Raw genomic sequence first — 19507 nt, 5'->3', positions numbered from 1 at the left:
GAAAATTCTATGATGTTGAAATACGAGAAGACCATTTTCAAATATCCCATTCTCATGTTACCATAAAGAAAACGAATGGAAACGGGGATTTGTATGTTCACGTTAATTTCCGCTGGCATTGCTTCAGGGGTTGCACTACTTAGTTATTTTTATTTAAAAGACGAATATGAAACGGAACCGTTGTCTTTTGTGCTGCGAATATTTCTTATCGGAGCGCTGCTTGTGTTTCCGATTATGTTTATTCAATATGTGTTTCGTGTCGAGGGAGTTGCAGATTCTACGGTTGTTCACGCCTTTTTTTTGTCCGGATTATTGGAAGAGTTTGTAAAATGGTTTATCGTTTATTTCTTTGTTTATGATCATCATGAGTTTGATGAGCCATACGACGGCATTGTTTACAGCGCCAGCGTGTCGCTTGGGTTTGCGACGATGGAAAATATTTTGTATCTATTGGCAAATGGAGTGAAATTTGCTGTAACAAGAGCGCTTTTGCCTGTTTCCAGCCATGCTTTATTTGCTGTCATTATGGGCTTTTATTTTGGCAAAGCAAAATTTACGAGGAAGAAACGGCTTTACTTGTTTCTTGCGTTTTTGCTGTCTTTTCTGTTGCATGGAATGTATGATTTCATTTTGTTAACGCAGGAGAAATGGGGATATTACATGGTTCCGTTCATGCTGCTATTATGGTGGTCTGCGCTTCGCAAAGTGAAACAAGCAAAAGGCCTGCACGATTACGAAAGAATCCCTTCGGCAAAAAGCCAAGCATAATGAAGCTTGGCTTTTTGCTTTTTTTTGTATAAAAAGGCAAATTCGAAAGAAAATAGGGATAAAACAACAGTCGCAATACGGGAGGGTTCACGTATGGTTAGGAAGATGCAGCGATATTTATGGCTTGGCGTCATTGTTGCTTGTCTATTTATTTTCATAAAACCGGCTGAAGAAGCAAAAGCATTCTCCAATCAAGTCATTCAACGCGGGGCAGTTGGCGATGATGTTCTCGAACTGCAGGCACGGCTGCAATATATCGGATTTTACACTGGAAAAATTGATGGCGTTTATGGCTGGAGAACGTACTGGGCGGTGCGCAATTTCCAATATGAGTATGGACTCCCGGTGGACGGGCTTGTCGGTGCGAGCACAAAAGCAAAGCTAGTAAGGGTATCAAAATACCATGAGCGATTTGTGAAAGAGCAAATTCGTAAAGGCAATGATTTTACCCATTACGGAGGCAGGCCGTTAAGCCAGCAAGTAAAGGGAAACAATAGAAGCGGCTTTGCAAACAGATCATCGGTAAAAGCGACAGCTTCCAATGTGCCAAAAGGTTTCTCGCAAAACGATATTCAACTGATGGCAAACGCCGTTTATGGAGAAGCGCGCGGAGAGCCTTATATCGGTAAAGTCGCGGTGGCGGCCGTCATTTTAAACCGTCTTGAGCATCCTGCGTTCCCGCATACAGTGGCGGGCGTAATTTTTCAACCTGGGGCATTCACGGCGGTAGCCGATGGACAAATTTGGCTGACGCCGGATGAAACATCGAAAAAGGCGGTGCTCGATGCGATTAACGGTTGGGATCCTACCGATGGAGCGATTTATTATTTCAACCCGGCGACGGCAACGAGTGCATGGATTTGGAATCGGCCGCAAATTAAGCAGATCGGTAAACATATTTTTTGTAAATAATGCCAGGAGGTGAACAGGAATGGTACGAAATTTATTAATCGGCGTATTATCGCTTGCCGTAATGGGAACGGCGTATTGGGGGTACAGGGAACATAAGGAAAAAAACGCGATTTTAATTCACGCGGAAAACAACTACCAGCGTGCATTCCACGACTTAACCTATCAAATTGATTTATTGCATGATAAAATCGGCGCCACGCTCGCCATGAATTCGCGCGTCTCTCTGTCTCCGGCTTTGGCGGAAGTATGGAAAATCGCTTCGGAAGCTCACTCTGATGTCGGACAATTGCCACTCTCCTTGCTTCCGTTTAACAAAACGCAAGAGTTCCTTGCAAAAATAGGAGAATTCAGCTATCGGACAGCGATTCGCGATTTGGAAAAAGAACCGCTCACCAATGGGGAATATCGTACGCTACAGGCGCTATATAAAAATGCGGCAACCATTCAACAAGAACTGCGCAATGTCCAGCATTTAGTATTAAAAAACAACTTGCGCTGGATGGATGTCGAATTGGCGCTCGCCACGAACGATCGTTCCGGCGATAACGTCATTATCGACGGATTCAAAACGGTGGAAAAAAATGTAGATACTTTTACGAAGTCGTCCGAATTTGGCCCGACTTTTATTGGCCTCGAAAATGTGGAAAAAGGTTTTGTTCACGCGCAAGGAAAACCGATTTCTAAACATGAAGCAAAGCGCATTGCCCGTTCTTTTCTTGGGCTAAAGGGTACGGAAAGCATCAAAGTAACGGCGAGCGGAAAAGGAGCGGATGAACGCTTTTACAGTTTGACGATACACGATCCGAAAACAAAAGGCGATATTTATATGGATATTACGGAAAAAGGCGGCTATCCGATCTGGGTCATCAATAGCCGGCCAATCGGAAAACAGACGATCAGTCTGTATGAAGCGGCAAATAGAGGAATGAGATTTTTAGAGCGGCATCAGTTTAAAAACTTAGAGCTTTATGACAGCGCTCAATATGATAATGTCGCTGTATTAACATTTGTGACAAATGAAAACGGGATTCGCATCTATCCGGAAGCGATTAAAATGAAGATAGCTCTTGATGACGGCACGATTGTCGGCTTTTCCGCACGCGATTACTTATCTTCTCCGGTCAAACGCCCGCTGGCAAAGCCGAAATTGACGGCCGAACAAGCGAAGCAAAAAGTAAACCCAAACTTAAAAATCATGGAACAGCGCCAGGCGGTCATTACAAACGACCTGAACAAACCAGTGCATTGCTATGAATTTTTAGGAACACTTGGAGAGGATACGTATCAAATTTTTATTAATGCAAACACAGGAATGGAAGAAAAGGTGGAAAAACTGCAAAGCGCCGAACAAAGCTATAGTTAGGAATGCCGTTTTACAGGAAAAGCTTGCTGAAAGCTTTTCCTTTTTGCTTTAATAAATAGGGAGAGGAAAACGAGAGGGAGAGACGATGTTGAAAATAGGGGATGCGTTAATGTTAGAACCGTTGGACGGCGGGGGAGAAAAGTATAAAAGCAAAGTGTTAGAAATAGGGGATCATTATATACACATTAGTTACCCGATTTATGAAAAGACGGGAAAAACAGTATTTTTGCTAAACGGAATGCAATTTAAAGCAAGTTTTGTCGGACAAGATGATTGCCTTTATTTGTTTGAAACAGAAATAACCGGGAAGGTGCGGCAGCCGGTGCCGATGGTTGTCCTCGCTTATCCGGGTGCAGACAAGCTCGTGCGCATTCAGCGCCGGCGGTATGTGAGAGTCAAAGTCAATACCGATGTGGCGATTCACCCGCTTCATCAGGAATTTACACCGTTTGCGACCATGACGAGCGATATTAGCGCCGGCGGAGCGGCGGTCGTTTTGCCGCCGCGATATGAGCGGCAACTGCTGCCTGGAATGGTCGTCGAGGCATGGTTAGTGCTCACCATGAGGTCGGGTGAATATCATTATTTAAAAATAAAAGCGAAAATCGTCCGGATATTTCAAGGTGAAAATGGCATCAACAAGGCATCGCTGCAATTTTTAGACGTAGCGCCGCAGGATCGAGTGCGATTAATTCGCTATAGTTTTGAACGGCAGCTGGAGGCAAGGAAAGCGGAGAATATGGGGAATAAACGAGGAGAAAGCGTGGAATAATGGCTATATAAAAAATCATGAAAGGCAGGCTGCGTGCGCGCAAATGAAACGAATCGAATCTCTTTTATGGAAGCTTGTGATCATTCAGTTTATTTTTTTAATCATTGCGCAGTGGCTTATTTTATACACTCCGCTTCCTCCTTATTTAGGAAAAGTTTATGAATATGAAGGAGTCAGCAAACAAGAAAAAACAAAAACAATCGAAACAATCGTCGACCGTTGACGGTCAATATGATAAAATGACATCGAAGCGTGCAGGGATTTCCTGCTTTTTTCTTTGATAAAAATATTAAGTGAGCAGGAGGTATAAGCAGTTTGTTAAACACTTATAAAATCATGTAATATCTCCTGTTATTGAACGTAAAGAGATGGATGTTCTTCATCTTTTCCATCGTCCCCTGTCTTTTGATAAAAAATCCTCTCCCCCTTTCTCATGTAAAAAGGAAATAAAGAAGATTTAGCGAATATATGTTCTTAAGGATCCAAACAAGGGGAACGGCAAGGGGATGAAAACGGTTCGGATGATGAAAATCGTTTCCGATGATGAAACACAACTTCACTCATTAGATGAGTTGATGCGCGTCTTTGGTTCCGCGAAGCGATACGCGTTCAACCGTTTGCTGGAGGGAAGGAACGCAAAAGACATCATCAAGCACCTTCCGCGCCAATTTCCGCTCAACAAACGGTTTGCCGAAGATGCGGTCTTGCTTGTTCAATCACTGATTTCTTCCCAACGTGGGTTGCTTCCAATGCGCTTAGAGGATGTACGGGCGAAAATCGAAAAAACCGAAAAGAAAATCGATGAATATCAACATGGACGAAAAACACCAAAGAATGTCGATCTTCCAACATGTTTAGCCGGATTACAGCGACGATTAGAAAAACTGAAATCCAAAGAAGAGGAGCTAAAGCACCATCTCGCCCAAGGAACGATTCCACGTGTGATTTTTGGTGGGAAACAAAATTTTTATAAGCGTTTGAAAGGAAAAATCACGAACGAAGAATGGAAAGACTTGCGCTCGAATCAATTGTACGCCAGAGGCGATAAAAGCAAAAAAGGAAATTTGAATATTCGTCTCACCTATGACGACAAGACGTACCAATGTTATGTAGAAATCGCCAATCCACTTGGACAACCAAAAGGGAAACACGCTCCCCGTTTACGATTTCCTGTATCTGTTCCTGAAAAATATGAAGAGGAAATCATCGATCTCGTCATGGGAGAACCAGTCGGAGTGAATGCAAAAGGAAAGCCGATCATCGAATATCAAACTTACACCGTCGAAATCAAACGCAAAAACGGGGAATATTATGTCTATCTTATCTATGAAGAAGAGGTATATGGCAGGGAACTTGCCTACGATGAACCGATTGAAGCGGAACGAATCGCTGGGATGGATATCAACATTGACCGCATCGCCGTAAGCATCGTTTCAAAACAAGGAAACTTTCTTCAATCAAAGGTGTTTTACTGCCATGAACTCGAATATGTGAAAGCGAATAAGCGAAACAACATCATTGGAGAAACCGTACGAGATGTGTATGACTGGCTGCTTCAAGAGAATGTTGGGGCAGTGGTCATCGAAAACATTCAACTAAGACAGCGGCACGATACGGACAAACGATTCAATCGCTTTACCCATAATTTCAAAAAGAAAAAACTGACTGACACCATCATTCGCCGGGGCTTATGGCTTGGGTTTCGCGTCAAAAAAGTGAATCCGGCGTATACCAGCGTCATCGGACGTTTCAAGTATATGAAGAAATACGGGTTATCCGTTCATGAAAGTGCCGCTTTGGTGATTGGCAGACGGGGATTAGGGTATCAGGAACGATTGCCAAAAGAACTCATTCACATCATAAAAACGAAAGTGAAACGCCATTTGATTGCGGTGTTAGGGTCGATGGAAGAATCCTACAAGCAATCGAAAAGCGGAACGAAACAGCTCCAATATATCGCGATGATGTTACGCAAAATCGAGAATTTCAAACAAGATCATGAATGGTCATTATGGAACATCTTGCATATGTTGTTGGCTGAACCAGGGCCAAATTCAACTGAGGGAGGTGTAGACCTGGTTGCTAAAATCGCTGTCGTGTACGGAACGATGGAAGGAATGGTGCACGACAAGTGCCGTCGCTAACAGTGAGCCACGGGATGTCTTTCACAGCAGGTGAATGACAAGGGGATTCCCTTCCTGATGGAACTCGGTGAGAATCCGAGCGGCAAGTGGTGTTTCCTGGTTCCATCGCGATGAGTCGATTTTTATAGATTTTAGTAACCAGGAGTTATGAGAAAAAGAATCAATATTGCCATTGACGGACCAGCTGCAGCAGGGAAAAGCACTGTGGCGAAAATGATTGCAAAGCGGCTCTCTTATATTTATATTGATACAGGCGCCATGTACCGGGCGCTCACATACCGGGCGCTGCAACAAGGGATCGCGCTTGACGATGAACAAGCGTTAATTTCTTTATTAAAGGATACATATATTGAATTAAGGACGTCACCGAAAGGACAGCTTGTGCTAGTCAATGGAGAAGATGTTACGAATATTATTCGGGGAGAAGAGGTAACAAATGCTGTATCTCTTGTCGCCAAGCATCCGTTAGTGCGCGAGGAAATGGTGGCACGCCAACGCAGCCTTGCGAAAAACGGCGGTGTTGTCATGGATGGACGCGATATTGGCACCCATGTGCTTCCTAATGCAGAAGTGAAAATTTTTTTAAAAGCGTCCGTAGAAGAAAGGGCGAAACGCCGTCATGCGGAGAACATTGCTAGAGGATTTCCGTCTGACTTGGAAACGTTAAAAGAGGAAATCGCACGGCGTGATCGAATCGATTCCGAACGTGAAGTAGCCCCCCTTAAAAAAGCGGAAGATGCGGTCGAAATCGATACTACCTCGCTGTCAGTGGAAGAAGTTGTCGAGCGCATCATGGAAATTGTAAACGAAAGGATTGGGTGACGTTGGATTTTTATTCGTTTGCCAAGGGAATTGTAAAAAACATTTTAACGCCTCTGTATCGCATTAAAGTAATAGGGGTGGAGCAGTTCCCGCAAGAAGGAGGAGTACTTCTTTGTGCAAACCACATTAGCAATCTCGACCCGCCAATCCTTGGCATTACCGCGCCAAGGCCGATTCACTTTATGGCGAAAGAAGAATTGTTTCGCGTTCCAATTTTAAAAAACTTGATCAACCATTTGCACGCGTTTCCAGTCAAACGGGGGATGAGCGACCGCCAAGCGTTGCGGACCGGGCTGGAAGTGTTAAAACAAGGGCATGTGTTAGGCATTTTTCCTGAGGGAACGAGAAGCAAAGATGGAAAATTAAAAAAAGGATTGCCTGGTGTCGGCTTTTTTGCGCTGCGGACAAACGCCGCCGTGGTTCCTTGCGCCATTATCGGTCCATATCGCCCGTTTGTGCCGCTGAAAGTGATTTACGGCGCGCCAATTGATATGGCGCCGCTGCGCGAGCGAAAAGCATCTCCGGAAGAAGCGACAGATTATATTATGCAACATATTCAGGCACTGTTCGATCAACATCATTAAGCATTCGATTACATGTGTATTGAGAAAATATGGTATAATAGATAGAAAGGCGTTCTATCATCCGTTATCATCAACGTTAGTTCGATGGTGCGGCGTTGATAAAGAAAACACGCTTTTTATAGGATCGTCAGTTGATGAAGGAGGGTTAACGATGACAGAAGACATGAATTTGCAAGTAAACGTATATAAAGTGGGTGATATCGTTCGAGGGAAAGTCGTAAAACTAGAAGATAAGCAAGTGCTTGTCGATATTGAAGACAGCAAACAAAGCGGAATCATCCCGATCAGTGAATTATCCAATTTGCATATTGAAAAAACAAGCGACGCTGTTTCCGTCGGGGATGAAGTGACAGCGAAAGTGAAAAAAGTAGAGGAAGGCAAAGAGGGAGAAGAGGATTTGCTGATTTTATCGAAGAAAGCGGTTGACGCAGACCGTGCTTGGGAAGAATTGGAGAGAAAATTTGCTAGCGGTGAAACGTTTACGGCGGTCGTAAAAGACCTTGTCAAAGGGGGGCTTGTCGCTGATGTTGGAGTGCGCGGCTTTATCCCTGCTTCCCTTGTGGAACCGCATTATGTTGAGGATTTTTCCGACTATAAAGGAAAGGCGCTTGCCGTAAAAGTGGTGGAGCTGGATCGCGAAAAAAATCGCGTCATTTTATCGCATCGCGCGGTTGTGGAAGAAGAGCAGCAACGCCAACGGAAAGAAGCGTTACAGCGTTTGCAACCAGGGCAAGTGCTTGAGGGGATCGTGCGCCGCATTACCGATTTTGGTGTGTTTGTCGATGTCGGCGGTTTTGATGGCCTTGTACATATTTCACAGCTTTCCCATACCCGTGTCGACCATCCGTCTGATGTCGTAAAAGAAGGAGAAACGGTAAAAGTAAAAGTGCTTGCAGTGGATGAAGAGAATGGCCGCGTTTCCCTGTCGATCAAAGAGGCAATGCCAGGTCCTTGGGAAGGAATTGCCGAAAAAATTGCCCCTGGCGATATTGTTACAGGCATAGTGAAACGGCTTGTGCCGTTTGGCGCGTTTATTGAAATTTTCCCAGGTGTGGAAGGCCTTGTCCATATTTCCCAAATCTCCAATAAGCGGATCGGCACGCCGCATGAAGTGTTAAAAGAAGGTGAGGAAGTCAAAGCGAAAGTGCTCGATGTCAATGAAGCGGAGCACCGCATTTCGCTAAGCATGCGCGAGCTTATTGAAGAAGAGACCGCATCGGAAGAAGACTATAGCCAATATACAAAACCATCTAGTGAAGTAAGAGGATTCCAAATTGGCGAAGTGATCGGAGAACAGCTGAAAAAATTAAAATAATGAGGATGATGCAATGAATCGAGCAAAGCGAAAGATAGAACATATTCAGCATGCGCTCGCTACCTTTGATCATGGCGCACATGGATTTGACGACATTACGTTTGTGCACCAAAGCCTGCCTGATGTGCGCATTCGCGATATCCAGCTGCATACCGCTTTAGGCGAACTTTCCTTAAGTTCGCCTTTCTTTATCAATGCCATGACCGGCGGCGGAGGAGAAAAAACACTCGAGATCAATAAAGGATTGGCAGAGGCGGCAAAGCATTGCCGAATTGCAATGGCGGTCGGTTCCCAAACATCAGCGCTAAAAGACGACAAACAGCGAAAAACGTTTGAGATTGTACGAAAAGTAAATAAAGACGGTATTATTTTTGCGAACGTTGGCAGCGAAGCAACGGTGGATGATGCGAAGCGTGCTGTAGATATGATTGAGGCGGATGGCCTGCAAATTCATTTAAATGTGGTGCAGGAACTTGTGATGCCGGAAGGAGATCGTGATTTTACCGGAGCGTTGCTTCGCATCGAACAAATTGTTCAAAACGTCCAAGTCCCTGTCATCGTAAAAGAAGTAGGATTTGGCATGAGCAAGGAAACGGCAGTGCGCCTACAGGAGGCGGGAGTAAAAATTGTCGATGTTGGCGGTTTTGGCGGAACCAACTTTGCCCGGATCGAAAATAAACGCCGTTCGAACGTGATGGCGTATTTTAATGATTGGGGGATTTCGACGGCGGCGTCGATTGTAGAGGTAGTGCAATCCTCTCCTTCCTTAACGGTGATTGGCAGCGGCGGCGTTCGCACAGCGCTTGATGCCGCGAAAGCGATTGCATTAGGGGCAGCGGCGGTAGGAATGGCGGGACCGCTTTTGCGGACGCTTGTTGAACAAGGGTTGGAAGCATTAATCGCCTTTATGGAGGAGCTTCACCATGATTTCACGTTCATTATGGGAGCGTTGGGGACAAAGACGATCGCCGAACTGCAGCGCGCGCCGCTTGTCATTCGCGGCGATACGCATCATTGGTTAACGGAAAGAGGCTTTGATACAAAGGCATATAGCTGTCGATAAACTCACCCTTCACCCCGATGGTGGAAATCACGGGGCGAAGGGGTTTTCATTTTTTCTGAGAAGCCTCCCCACCCCCACTAAGCATAAAAACGGAAAAATTGAGCGGTTGATGGTCATCCATAAACGGGAAAGCCTATGATCGTCTATGCTTCCTGTCATTTTTTGAATTCGGCTTTTCGCGGAAATGAGAAACCCCCGCTTTTTATTTATTCCCCGAAAAGGGATGATATCATTTAAAAATGGAAAAAATAGAGGCAGAGAATGTCGATCGTTAGAAAGAAGGTAATTGTATGTTTTTTTTTAAAGAAAGCAAGAAAAAAAAACAAATAGTGAAGAACCAGCAAGGGCAAAACCAAAATCAGCAACAACAGGACTTTCTTTCTACCGATTTGGAGCAAAATCTGCAAGAACTGCAAAACATCTATCAAAATTGTATGGATATCGTTTTTCGCCCATTTAAAATTGAGGGAAAAACAAAAGCTGCTCTTATCTATTTCGACGGTTTGTCTAACATCGAAGAAATCGATGCGGGCGTACTCACCCCTTTGATGAAAGAAAATAATGCCAAGGAGAATACCGATCAGTTCATTCATGTCAATCACATATTAGAACAAAGATTGACGGTTTCAAAGGTAAAGAAGGTACAAACAATTACAGAGTGCATGGAACATATCTCTAGTGGAAACCCGGTTTTGCTTATCGACCAACAAAGCGAAGGATTCGCATTAGGTTTGGCAAATTGGGAAAAACGTTCCATAGACGAACCAACGGGGGAAGCGGTGATAAGAGGGCCGCGGGAGGGCTTCACCGAATCATTAGGGACTAACCTTGCTTTATTGCGCAGAAAAATAAGAAGCCCGCAGCTAAAAATGAAATCAATGAAAATTGGGGAATATACCCAGACCGAAGTAGTCATCTCTTATATTGAAGGAATTGCCGATCAAGCATTAATTCAAGAAGTAGAGACCCGGCTTAGCCGCATCAAGGTAGACGGCATTTTGGAAACGAGCTATATTGAAGAGTTCATTGAGGACAATCCTTACTCCCCGTTTCCTCAAGTCTTGGATACCGAACGGCCTGATGTTGTAGCGGCAAGCCTGCTTGAAGGGCGAGTAGCGATTCTTCAAGACGGCACTCCTTTCGTTTTGATTGTGCCGGTTTCTTTTTATTCTTTGCTGCAATCAAATGAAGATTACTACCAACGATCCTTAATAGGCACGGCAACCCGCTGGCTGCGTTACATATTTCTTTTGATATCTCTTTTACTGCCGTCGTTGTATGTGGCGCTCCTTACCTTTCATCAGGAAATGCTTCCTACTACACTTTTGATAACCATTGCTGCTTCTCGGGAGAAGATTCCCTTTCCGGCACTGGTCGAAGCGTTGCTCATGGAAATTGTATTTGAGGCCCTGCGTGAAGCGGGGTTAAGGCTCCCAAGACAAGCGGGTTCTGCGGTTAGTATCGTTGGCGCGCTGGTGATTGGGCAAGCTGCGGTTCAAGCAGGCCTCGTTTCTAGTCCTCTGATCATGGTGGTCGCCTTGACAGGGATTGCCTCTTTTACCGTTCCCCGTTATGCCGCTGGAATCGCATTAAGGATGCTGCGCTTTCCGATGATCTTGCTGGCAGGGACGTTAGGGCTTCTCGGGATTGTGCTTGGGCTGATTATGATTGTTACTCATATGGCGACGCTTCGTTCTTTTGGCGTTCCCTATTTATCTCCGATGGCTCCAATACAAAGGGGCGAAATGAAAGACGTGCTGCTGCGCGCGCCTTTTTGGAAGTTCAATACACGCCCTCATTTAACGGGAAAGGATAATAACATTGAGCGGCAAAGTCCGGATCAGAAACCGAATCCTAATCACGGAGATGACGAGACGAGTAAAGGGAAAGGAGGATCATGATATGATCGAAAAAGGAAAAATATCTGCGGCGCAAATGGCGATGATGATGTATCCTACCATTATCGCCACCGCCATTCTTTTAGTTCCCGCGATCACCGCCCGGCACGCAAATCAGGATATGTGGCTCTCTCCTCTTTGGGCTTCTCTCGTTGGTTTTTTGACGGTCCATATTGCCGTTCGGCTGCATCAGCTCTATCCACAGAAAACCATTATCGAGTACAGCGGGGATATTCTCGGCAAATTTTTAGGGAAAGCGGTTGGGTTGATCTTTTTATTGTTCTATTTGCATATAACTGGAATTATTATCCGAGAGTATGGTGAATTTGTTGTAGGCAACTTTCTTATGCATACTCCATTAGTTTTTGTAATGGGAAGTATGATCCTAGTGTGCTCCTTTGCCGTCCGCGGCGGTGTGGAAGTGGTAGGCAGGCTTGCGGAATTGTCCGTACCTATTGTGGTGATGTTTATATTGATCATTATTATCCTTTTGATTCCGGATATGGAAGTAAGGAATATGTTTCCAATTATGGAAAAGGGAATAATGCCCTCGCTCATGGGTGCGATGGTCCCGCAAGGCTGGTTCAGTGAGTTTCTTCTTATCGCTTTTCTCCTTCCTTATGTAGCCGATCAAAATAAAGGAAAGAAATGGGGCATGATTTCGGTCGTGGCGGTCATGTTGACTTTAACTCTCATCAACATTGCCATCCTTTTCGTCCTAGGAGGAATCACCGACCATTTTGCTTATCCCGTAGCGAGCGCCGTCCGTTACATTAGCATCGCGGATTTCCTTGAACACCTTGAAGCCTTCTTAACGGCTCTTTGGGTAGTGGGTGTATTTTTGAAAATTTCTGTTTTTTATTATGCTTTGGTGTTGGGAACAGCGCAATGGTTGAATTTGTCGGATTATCGCCCGATCGTTTTTCCCATGGGATTTTTCATGCTGTTATTTGCCGTCTGGTCGGCGCCGAATTTAATGGAATTGACCCGCTTTCTAGGAGGTTCTTCCTTGTTTTACCAGTTTACGATTCAAACGGGACTTCCTCTCCTTCTCCTATTTATCGCAAAATGGCGCAAAAGAACCAATAACCAAAAATTAACAGAATAGCGATGAAACAAGGGGAGAAAGGAGATAAACAAAAATGGGCATCTTGCAAAAAGCAGCAAAACTTCTTTTCGTTTGTGTTCATCTTATTTTGCTAAGCGGCTGTTGGGACAGGAAGGAAGTCAACGATTTAGCGCTAATCGTAGGATTAGGGATTGATCAAACAAAAGATGGGAAAATCATGCTTACAGTGGAACTAATCGTCCCGAAAGCAGTCGGTGGAGGAGGTCAGATGATAGGTGGTGGCGATGGCGGTGGCGGGGCTGAAACGATAGTAAGATCGGGAACGGGTACCACCGTGGCTGATGCGATCTCAAACCTGCAAGAGAAGCTTCCTCGACGTATTTTCTGGGGACACACGGAGGTGATCGTGTTCGGGGAGAAAGCGGCAAGAGCAGGGATTCGCCAGCATCTCGACTTTCTGGGCCGCAATCCGCAAGCCCGCCTTCGTGCCAATGTATTGGTGAGTAAAGGAACTGCGAAAAGTGTGCTTGAATTGTCCCCCCTAATAGAGCAAAGCTCAGCAGAGGTGCTGCGGGAATTGTCAGAATCGCAGCTTTTACTGCGAGTAACGGTAAAAGACGCTCTGCAAATGCTAAGTGGCGATGCCGGCGCAGCGGCTCTTCCCATGGTGAAGATTTTGCCCCCGGAAAAAGGGAAACAAGAGTTGCAGACCATTGCGTTTATCCAACGTACCGCCATTTTTAAGAAGGATAAAATGGTCGGGGATATTAATGATAAATTGACTCGAGGGGTGCTTTGGCTCAGAAATGAGATCAAACAGGCGAATGTTACGATTACGCCAAAAGGGGAAAAAGGAAATGTCACGGCCACGCTGATCAGAGCGCATACGGAATTCATCCCCAAATATCAGAAAGGCAAGTGGAAGATGATCGTGAAAGCGACCGCGGAAGACGATATTATATTAAACGGAACGAAATGGAACTTGATGAATCCTAAGTATACGAAAATGATCGAAAAAGAATTGGCAAATGGAGACGAATAAGCGTATTCAAGCCGCATTGAAAAAAGTACAAAAAAAGATGAAGGCTGATATTTTTGGCTTTGCAGAGATTTTTCATCGAAAATATCCAAGAGAATGGAATCGGGTAAAGGATCGTTGGGAGGAAATCTTCCCTACCGTTGAAGTGACCGTGAAGACGAAGGTATACGTCCGCAGGCCGGGAATAGGCACGGCTCCGCAAGGATTGCCTGAACAAGAGGTGAAAGAATAATGAAGGCTGTTTTTATACTGGGCACTCTTGTTCTGGTTACGTTTATCTTTCTATACGAGTGGCCGCGAATCAACCGGACGCAGAAAAAAGAAAAAGTTGCTTTTATTGTGCTGTTAAGCTTGGGAACGATTCTTGCGATGGTGTTAATATGGAATCCTGATCTTCCGGGCCCGACGCAGATGATCGACTACCTGTATAAACCTCTCGGACGAATGCTTGAAAAATAGCTGACTCAATTTACAACCATTGAGTCAGCTTTTTTGATTCCATCTTTCCAAGTCCTCCAGCGCGTGTCGCGGAGCCGGGATGGCGACATTTCGCCGTTGCTCACAGGACGTGGGCTGCCCTTAGGCGAAATTGCGGCGCCCTCCGCTTTTCTTTTTTGTCTAGCTTCGGCGGCTAGCTCCCTTGTGCAAAATAACCTTCGCCCTTGAAGTGCAAGCACTTCCGTGGGCGAAGAACATTTCGCTTCGGGGGAGCCAGGATGGCGACATTTCGCCGTTGCCCGCAGGACGCGGGCCGCCTTTAGGCGAAATTGGGCCGCCTCCGCTTTTCTTAGTGCTGGTTTCGTTTTCTCGCTGCTTCTGAGTCTTCCAGTCTCGTCGCGCCTTTGTATTCGAGAGATTGATCACGGTCAGATTCGACGCGGTGTGATTGTTTTAACTTTTTTTCTTGTCGGTCTTTGCCCATTTTGTTTTTGCTCCTTTCTTCTATGTCATTCTTTACTATAACTATTTTTTATTTTTCTTATGCACGAATGAATATTCACAAAAGATGAAATAATGAAATCATAAGGGGTGGAAATATGGAAGGTATTTATTTTTATTCTTTTTTTTGGATAATATGGATTATAGCGACTTTCTTTATGAAAAAAAGCGCTTGGCGGACAATGCTGGCAGCGGCGTCATTGATTACGATTATTCTTTCATCTATATCGTTATATATAGATGGGTTTCGCATAACGCTTTCTTTTTTCTTTCTTTTTTTCTTATCTTCTGTAGATGAGCAAATTCACTAACATAAATTTACATCCATACAAAAAAGGAGACATGAACCCGATTCCTTGATTAGAATAGATGTGTCACCAAACCATTCTCAAGGAGGTTCATGTCTCATGAATAGACTACCACATCACCAAGGAATCGACAAGTTTTTCGCAATGTTGGGGCTGGCCCTTTATTTCTCTAAGCCGGTCATGAAGCATCTCATTCATATTATCGATGCGCTGACAACGAAAGGATTTGCGGGAACCTTGACCGATCTGCATCACGAGAGCTTTCATCCCAACCATCGAACGACACTGAGCCATTTTTTCACGAAAAGCCCTTGGGATGAAGAAATCTTGCTTCGCAAACTCCAGCAGTGGATGCTTCGTCATGTGGAACGAACGGCCAAGCGAGAGAATCACCCCATTTTTGTTTCGATCGATGATACGATCTGCCGAAAAACGAAGCCTTCGTCACAGGCGAAACACGCTATTGAAGGGTGTAATTGGCATTATTCTCACGCGGACAAAAAGTCGATTTGGGGACACTCTCTCGTCTGGCTCATGGTTCATACGATGACGCAAGCCTTTCCCTTTGCGTTTCGCCTCTACGACAAGGCGGATGGGAAAAGCAAGGGTCAATGGGCCATCGAGATGCTTTCTTCTTTGGATGTGCACGGTTCTGTTTATGTGCTGATGGATTCTTGGTACCCATCGAAAACACTCGTGGAAGCCTGCCTGAAAAAAGGATTCCACGTCATTGCGATGCTCAAGACGAATCGGGTTCTCTATCCAAAAGGCATTGCGATCCAAGCCAAGCAGTTTGCACGCTACATCGAACCGGAAGACACCCATCTCGTCACGGTGGGAGAAGAGCGTTATCGCGTGTATCGCTACGAGGGAGCGCTGAAAGGTCTCGATGATGCCGTTGTGTTGTTGGCTTGGAAAGCCGATCAGCCGATGACACCTGAACATCTTCACTGCGTCTTGAGCACCGACCGGGAGCTAAGCGATGAAGAGATCTTGCGCTACTATGCCCAGCGTTGGTCGATCGAATGCTTTTTTCGACAAGCGAAAGACCAGCTGAAGCTCGATGGGTACCGCGTTCGTCAACGTCGGGCGGTGAAACGGTATTGGATCTTGGTGCAACTCGCTTATGTGTACAGTATGGTCGAATCCAACAGCGATTTCTCTACCGGGCTTGACTTCCTTCGAAAGAAGAAAGGACATAGCCTCGTGGAGTTTATTTACGATGCAGCCAAACAAGATATTCCCATTGATGTCGTTAAAAAACAGCTTCATGTGGCATAAGGGGTACTCCGTTTGTCTCTTTTTACATGGTAATTATTGTAATGAAAATTGCTCAACTACAGTTATCTTGTTATTTTGTCGCAAAACAAACTCGCTGGCAGCTTTTATATATGGTGATCGCCTCTCTAACCATTGCCTTTGCCTACACATCTTTTCAATTGCTCGTTCTCTTTGATCCGGTGTGGATATGGATGGATCGCACATGGATGCTGGCAATGGTGTTAGTCATCCTATGCTTTTTATTTTACGAAAATATTCGTTCACGTTTACTATGTTTAGTTATTGGCGGCTGCCAAGGAGAGATGTTATATTCCATTATTTCTCAAAAAATATCATTGTCATCTATCATTGGCTCTTTTTCTTTTTTAGACACCATGTCCGTCAGTGCTTCCTGCATATTGATTTGGGCGCTTTTCGAACAGATTCCGGTGTATGTCGATAGCAAAAAACAAATAAAGGGAACAAGACAGCCATAAATATAGCTTATTGTTGACCAATGGTGTTTTTGATAAAATAAAACAGTTGTAGCCATGCCCTTTGGAAAAGGGCGTTTTTTACCGTCGCGATTCGTAAAGAAAGGGTGATAGCATGACCAATCCAGTCGTGGCCATTGTTGGCCGTCCGAATGTCGGAAAATCAACGATTTTTAACCGCATTGTCGGTGAACGTATTTCCATCGTCGAGGATGTGCCCGGGGTAACTCGCGACAGAATTTACAGCAGTGCAGAATGGCTGAACCATCAATTTTATTTAATTGATACAGGCGGAATCGATATTGGCGATGAGCCGCTTTTAGTGCAAATTCGCCAACAGGCGGAAATTGCGATCGATGAAGCGGATGTCATTATTTTTATGACAAACGGCCGCGACGGCGTAACGGCAGCGGATGAAGAAGTGGCGAAAATTTTGCATCGTTCGAACAAGCCAGTCGTTCTTGCCGTCAATAAAATTGATAACCCGGAAATGCGCGATTTGATTTACGATTTTTATGTGCTCGGGTTTGGCGACCCATATCCGATTTCCGGCTCGCACGGAACAGGGCTTGGCGATTTATTGGACGCAGTCGTCCGCCATTTTCCGAAACGAAGCCAAGAAGAATATGAAGAAGACGTGATCAAGTTTTGTTTAATTGGGAGACCGAACGTCGGGAAATCGTCGCTTGTTAACGCGATTTTAGGGGAAGAGCGCGTTATTGTCAGCGATATTGCGGGGACGACAAGAGATGCTGTCGACACAACATTTGTGCGCGAAGGACAAGAATATGTTATTATTGACACAGCAGGAATGAGAAAAAGAGGGAAAATTTATGAAAGCACCGAAAAATACAGTGTGTTGCGCGCGCTGAAAGCGATTGAACGTTCGGATGTCGTTCTTGTCGTCTTAAACGCGGAAGAAGGCATTATCGAGCAAGATAAAAAGATTGCCGGATACGCTCATGAAGCAGGACGCGGTGTCATTATTGTCGTCAATAAATGGGACGCCATTGAAAAAGATGACAAAACGTTGATTGAATTTGAACGGAAAATCCGTGACCACTTTCCGTTTTTGGACTATGCCCCGATCCTTTTCGTTTCGGCCAAAACAAAGCAGCGGTTGCATAAACTGTTGCCGCTTGTCCGCATGGTAAGCGAAAATCACGCGCTGCGCGTGCAAACAAACGTGCTGAACGAAGTGATTATGGATGCCGTGGCGATGAATCCAACTCCAACGCATAACGGGCGGCGCTTAAAAATTTATTACATGACGCAAGTAGCTGTAAAACCGCCAACGTTTGTCGTTTTTGTCAACGATCCGGAACTGATGCATTTCTCCTACGAACGCTTTTTAGAAAACCGCATCCGCGACGCATTCGGTTTTGAAGGGACGCCGATCAAAATCATCGCCAGACCAAGGAAATAAGAAAAGCGGAGGGCGCCTGCTCATCGGCGACACGCGCTGGAGGACCCGCGAGGAGGCTGTCGCCGCAGCAGCGGGGCCGAAGCGTCGCGAGCCGATGGCGCCCGGAGCTAGACAAATAAGAAAAGCGGAGGGCGCCGAAGCTAGACAGTCCGAAAAGCGGAGGCGGCGCGATAGACGACAGATCATTGGATAAAAGGAAGTGAGAAACGGTGGAACAAATTGCAGTGTTAGGAGCGGGAAGCTGGGGGACAGCGCTTGCTCTTGTTCTCGCTGATAATGGGCATCAAGTGCGGCTTTGGGGACACCGTGCAGAACAAATCGAAGAAATAAATCAAAAACGAACGAATGAAAAATATTTGCCAGGCATTCAACTGCCGGAAGGAATCGTTGGGTATGCTGATCTTTGCCAGGCGTTAGACCATATTCAAACAGTGGTGCTGGCTGTGCCGACAAAGGCGATCCGCGAAGTGTTGCGAAAAGTGCGCGATTGTATTCATGAAGCGATTACGATCGTCTCAGTCAGTAAAGGAATTGAACCGGATACGCATAAGCGCGTTTCCGAAATTGTCGAAGAAGAACTGGGCGGGCTCTTAAAAGATGTTGTCGTTTTATCCGGACCGAGCCATGCTGAAGAAGTAAGCCTGCGCCATCCGACGACCGTAACCGTTTCTGCGAAAAACCTGGAGGCGGCGAAACGAATTCAAGATTTGTTTATGAACCATCAATACTTTCGGGTTTATACGAACCCTGATTTAATTGGGGTTGAACTAGGCGGAGCGCTGAAAAATATTATTGCGCTGGCAGCCGGCATTACGGATGGATTAGGATATGGGGATAATGCAAAAGCGGCCCTTATTACAAGAGGACTGGCCGAAATTGCCCGCTTAGGCTGCACGCTCGGCGCCAATCCGCTGACATTTGCCGGATTAACAGGCGTCGGCGACTTAATTGTCACCTGCACAAGCGTTCATTCGCGCAACTGGCGTGCCGGGCATTTGCTAGGAAAAGGGAAAAAGCTTGATGAAGTGCTAGAAAGTATGGGAATGGTTGTAGAAGGGGTTAGAACGACGAAAGCAGCCTATCAGCTGGCGAAAAAGCTCGGGGTAAAAATGCCGATTACGGAAGTGCTTTATGAAGTGCTATTTGACGGAAAAGATCCAAAAGACGCAGTGGATTCGTTAATGTCGCGCGGAAAGACGCAAGAGCTGGATGATTTAATGAATATTTTGCTGGAACCGAAACAGGAAAAATAAAGAAAATAGGCAATTCGATGATACAAGTTGTTCGCGCACTGCATACAATATCACGAACAATTATAGACCTTGAGCTTC

21 protein-coding genes are annotated in these 19507 nt (G+C 45.3%); 20 read left to right on the top strand and 1 reads right to left on the bottom strand.

Going from position 1 to position 19507, the window contains the following annotated elements; genetic code table 11:
• Positions 1-93: 93 nt before the first annotated feature.
• The 15 genes from prsW to BDD39_RS08420 all read left to right on the top strand — a co-directional run bounded on the left by prsW (position 94) and on the right by BDD39_RS08420 (position 14208).
• Positions 94-768 (top strand): glutamic-type intramembrane protease PrsW, encoded by a 675-nt coding sequence (prsW, locus tag BDD39_RS08485; protein WP_166909814.1) that lies wholly within the window; start codon positions 94-96, stop codon positions 766-768.
• A gap of 93 nt (positions 769-861) precedes the next feature.
• Positions 862-1680 carry a spore cortex-lytic enzyme gene (sleB, locus tag BDD39_RS08480; RefSeq protein WP_166909812.1) on the top strand — a complete coding sequence of 273 codons (819 nt, stop codon included), beginning with the start codon at positions 862-864 and terminating at the stop codon, positions 1678-1680.
• Positions 1681-1699: 19 nt separating this feature from the next.
• On the top strand, positions 1700-3043 hold the full coding sequence (gene ypeB, locus BDD39_RS08475) for a germination protein YpeB (protein WP_166909810.1): 1344 nt from the start codon (positions 1700-1702) through the stop codon (positions 3041-3043).
• 85 nt (positions 3044-3128) lie between these two features.
• On the top strand, positions 3129-3815 hold the full coding sequence (locus BDD39_RS08470; protein WP_166909808.1) for a flagellar brake protein: 687 nt from the start codon (positions 3129-3131) through the stop codon (positions 3813-3815).
• Positions 3816-3858: 43 nt separating this feature from the next.
• Positions 3859-4038, top strand: a complete 180-nt coding sequence (locus BDD39_RS08465; RefSeq protein WP_166909806.1) for a YpfB family protein — start codon at positions 3859-3861, stop codon at positions 4036-4038.
• A 283-nt stretch (positions 4039-4321) separates the two neighbouring features.
• Positions 4322-5959 carry an IS200/IS605 family accessory protein TnpB-related protein gene (locus BDD39_RS08460; protein ID WP_243846018.1) on the top strand — a complete coding sequence of 546 codons (1638 nt, stop codon included), beginning with the start codon at positions 4322-4324 and terminating at the stop codon, positions 5957-5959.
• Positions 5960-6106: 147 nt separating this feature from the next.
• Entirely contained in the window at positions 6107-6781 is a 675-nt protein-coding gene (gene cmk / locus BDD39_RS08455; RefSeq protein WP_166909804.1) for a (d)CMP kinase, read from the top strand.
• Positions 6778-7365 (top strand): 1-acyl-sn-glycerol-3-phosphate acyltransferase, encoded by a 588-nt coding sequence (locus BDD39_RS08450; RefSeq protein ID WP_166909802.1) that lies wholly within the window; start codon positions 6778-6780, stop codon positions 7363-7365. Before cmk ends, BDD39_RS08450 begins: the two co-directional genes overlap by 4 nt.
• Before the next feature lie 151 nt (positions 7366-7516).
• A complete protein-coding gene (gene rpsA, locus BDD39_RS08445; RefSeq protein ID WP_166909800.1) occupies positions 7517-8680 on the top strand; it encodes a 30S ribosomal protein S1 in 1164 nt (387 codons plus the stop codon).
• A gap of 13 nt (positions 8681-8693) precedes the next feature.
• Positions 8694-9743 (top strand): type 2 isopentenyl-diphosphate Delta-isomerase, encoded by a 1050-nt coding sequence (gene fni, locus BDD39_RS08440; RefSeq protein WP_166909798.1) that lies wholly within the window; start codon positions 8694-8696, stop codon positions 9741-9743.
• Positions 9744-10033: 290 nt separating this feature from the next.
• Positions 10034-11644 (top strand): spore germination protein, encoded by a 1611-nt coding sequence (locus tag BDD39_RS08435; RefSeq protein WP_166909796.1) that lies wholly within the window; start codon positions 10034-10036, stop codon positions 11642-11644.
• A gap of 1 nt (position 11645) precedes the next feature.
• Positions 11646-12749 (top strand): GerAB/ArcD/ProY family transporter, encoded by a 1104-nt coding sequence (locus BDD39_RS08430; protein WP_208404359.1) that lies wholly within the window; start codon positions 11646-11648, stop codon positions 12747-12749.
• Between the two features lie 34 nt (positions 12750-12783).
• Positions 12784-13752 carry a Ger(x)C family spore germination protein gene (locus BDD39_RS08425; RefSeq protein WP_380630635.1) on the top strand — a complete coding sequence of 323 codons (969 nt, stop codon included), beginning with the start codon at positions 12784-12786 and terminating at the stop codon, positions 13750-13752.
• A complete protein-coding gene (locus BDD39_RS16780; protein WP_380630637.1) occupies positions 13739-13981 on the top strand; it encodes a Ger(x)C family spore germination C-terminal domain-containing protein in 243 nt (80 codons plus the stop codon). The genes BDD39_RS08425 and BDD39_RS16780 overlap by 14 nt, the downstream gene beginning before the upstream one ends.
• Complete coding sequence (locus BDD39_RS08420; RefSeq protein WP_166909794.1) at positions 13981-14208, top strand: hypothetical protein; 228 nt, start codon at positions 13981-13983, stop codon at positions 14206-14208. The genes BDD39_RS16780 and BDD39_RS08420 overlap by 1 nt, the downstream gene beginning before the upstream one ends.
• 328 nt (positions 14209-14536) lie before the next feature.
• Here BDD39_RS08420 and BDD39_RS08415 read toward each other — a convergent pair whose 3' ends face one another.
• Complete coding sequence (locus BDD39_RS08415; protein ID WP_166909792.1) at positions 14537-14671, bottom strand: YpzI family protein; 135 nt, start codon at positions 14669-14671, stop codon at positions 14537-14539.
• Positions 14672-14786: 115 nt separating this feature from the next.
• Between BDD39_RS08415 and BDD39_RS16775 the strand changes: the two genes are divergently transcribed.
• The 5 genes from BDD39_RS16775 to BDD39_RS08390 all read left to right on the top strand — a co-directional run bounded on the left by BDD39_RS16775 (position 14787) and on the right by BDD39_RS08390 (position 19429).
• A complete protein-coding gene (locus tag BDD39_RS16775; protein ID WP_425057546.1) occupies positions 14787-14999 on the top strand; it encodes a YphA family membrane protein in 213 nt (70 codons plus the stop codon).
• Between the two features lie 96 nt (positions 15000-15095).
• Positions 15096-16277: an IS701 family transposase gene (locus BDD39_RS08405; RefSeq protein ID WP_081189990.1), complete on the top strand. Its 1182-nt coding sequence runs from the start codon at positions 15096-15098 to the stop codon at positions 16275-16277.
• A 41-nt stretch (positions 16278-16318) separates the two neighbouring features.
• Complete coding sequence (locus BDD39_RS08400) at positions 16319-16753, top strand: YphA family membrane protein (protein ID WP_243846017.1); 435 nt, start codon at positions 16319-16321, stop codon at positions 16751-16753.
• A 112-nt stretch (positions 16754-16865) separates the two neighbouring features.
• Positions 16866-18176, top strand: coding sequence for a ribosome biogenesis GTPase Der (der, locus tag BDD39_RS08395; protein ID WP_166909789.1), 1311 nt, complete (start codon positions 16866-16868; stop codon positions 18174-18176).
• A 209-nt stretch (positions 18177-18385) separates the two neighbouring features.
• Entirely contained in the window at positions 18386-19429 is a 1044-nt protein-coding gene (locus BDD39_RS08390) for an NAD(P)H-dependent glycerol-3-phosphate dehydrogenase (RefSeq protein ID WP_166909787.1), read from the top strand.
• Positions 19430-19507 lie beyond the last annotated feature (78 nt).

The organism is Saccharococcus thermophilus (assembly GCF_011761475.1).
Lineage (GTDB): Bacteria > Bacillota > Bacilli > Bacillales > Anoxybacillaceae > Saccharococcus > Saccharococcus thermophilus.
Note: the sequence above shows the minus strand (reverse complement) of the source record. Positions and strands in the feature narration are given on the sequence as shown.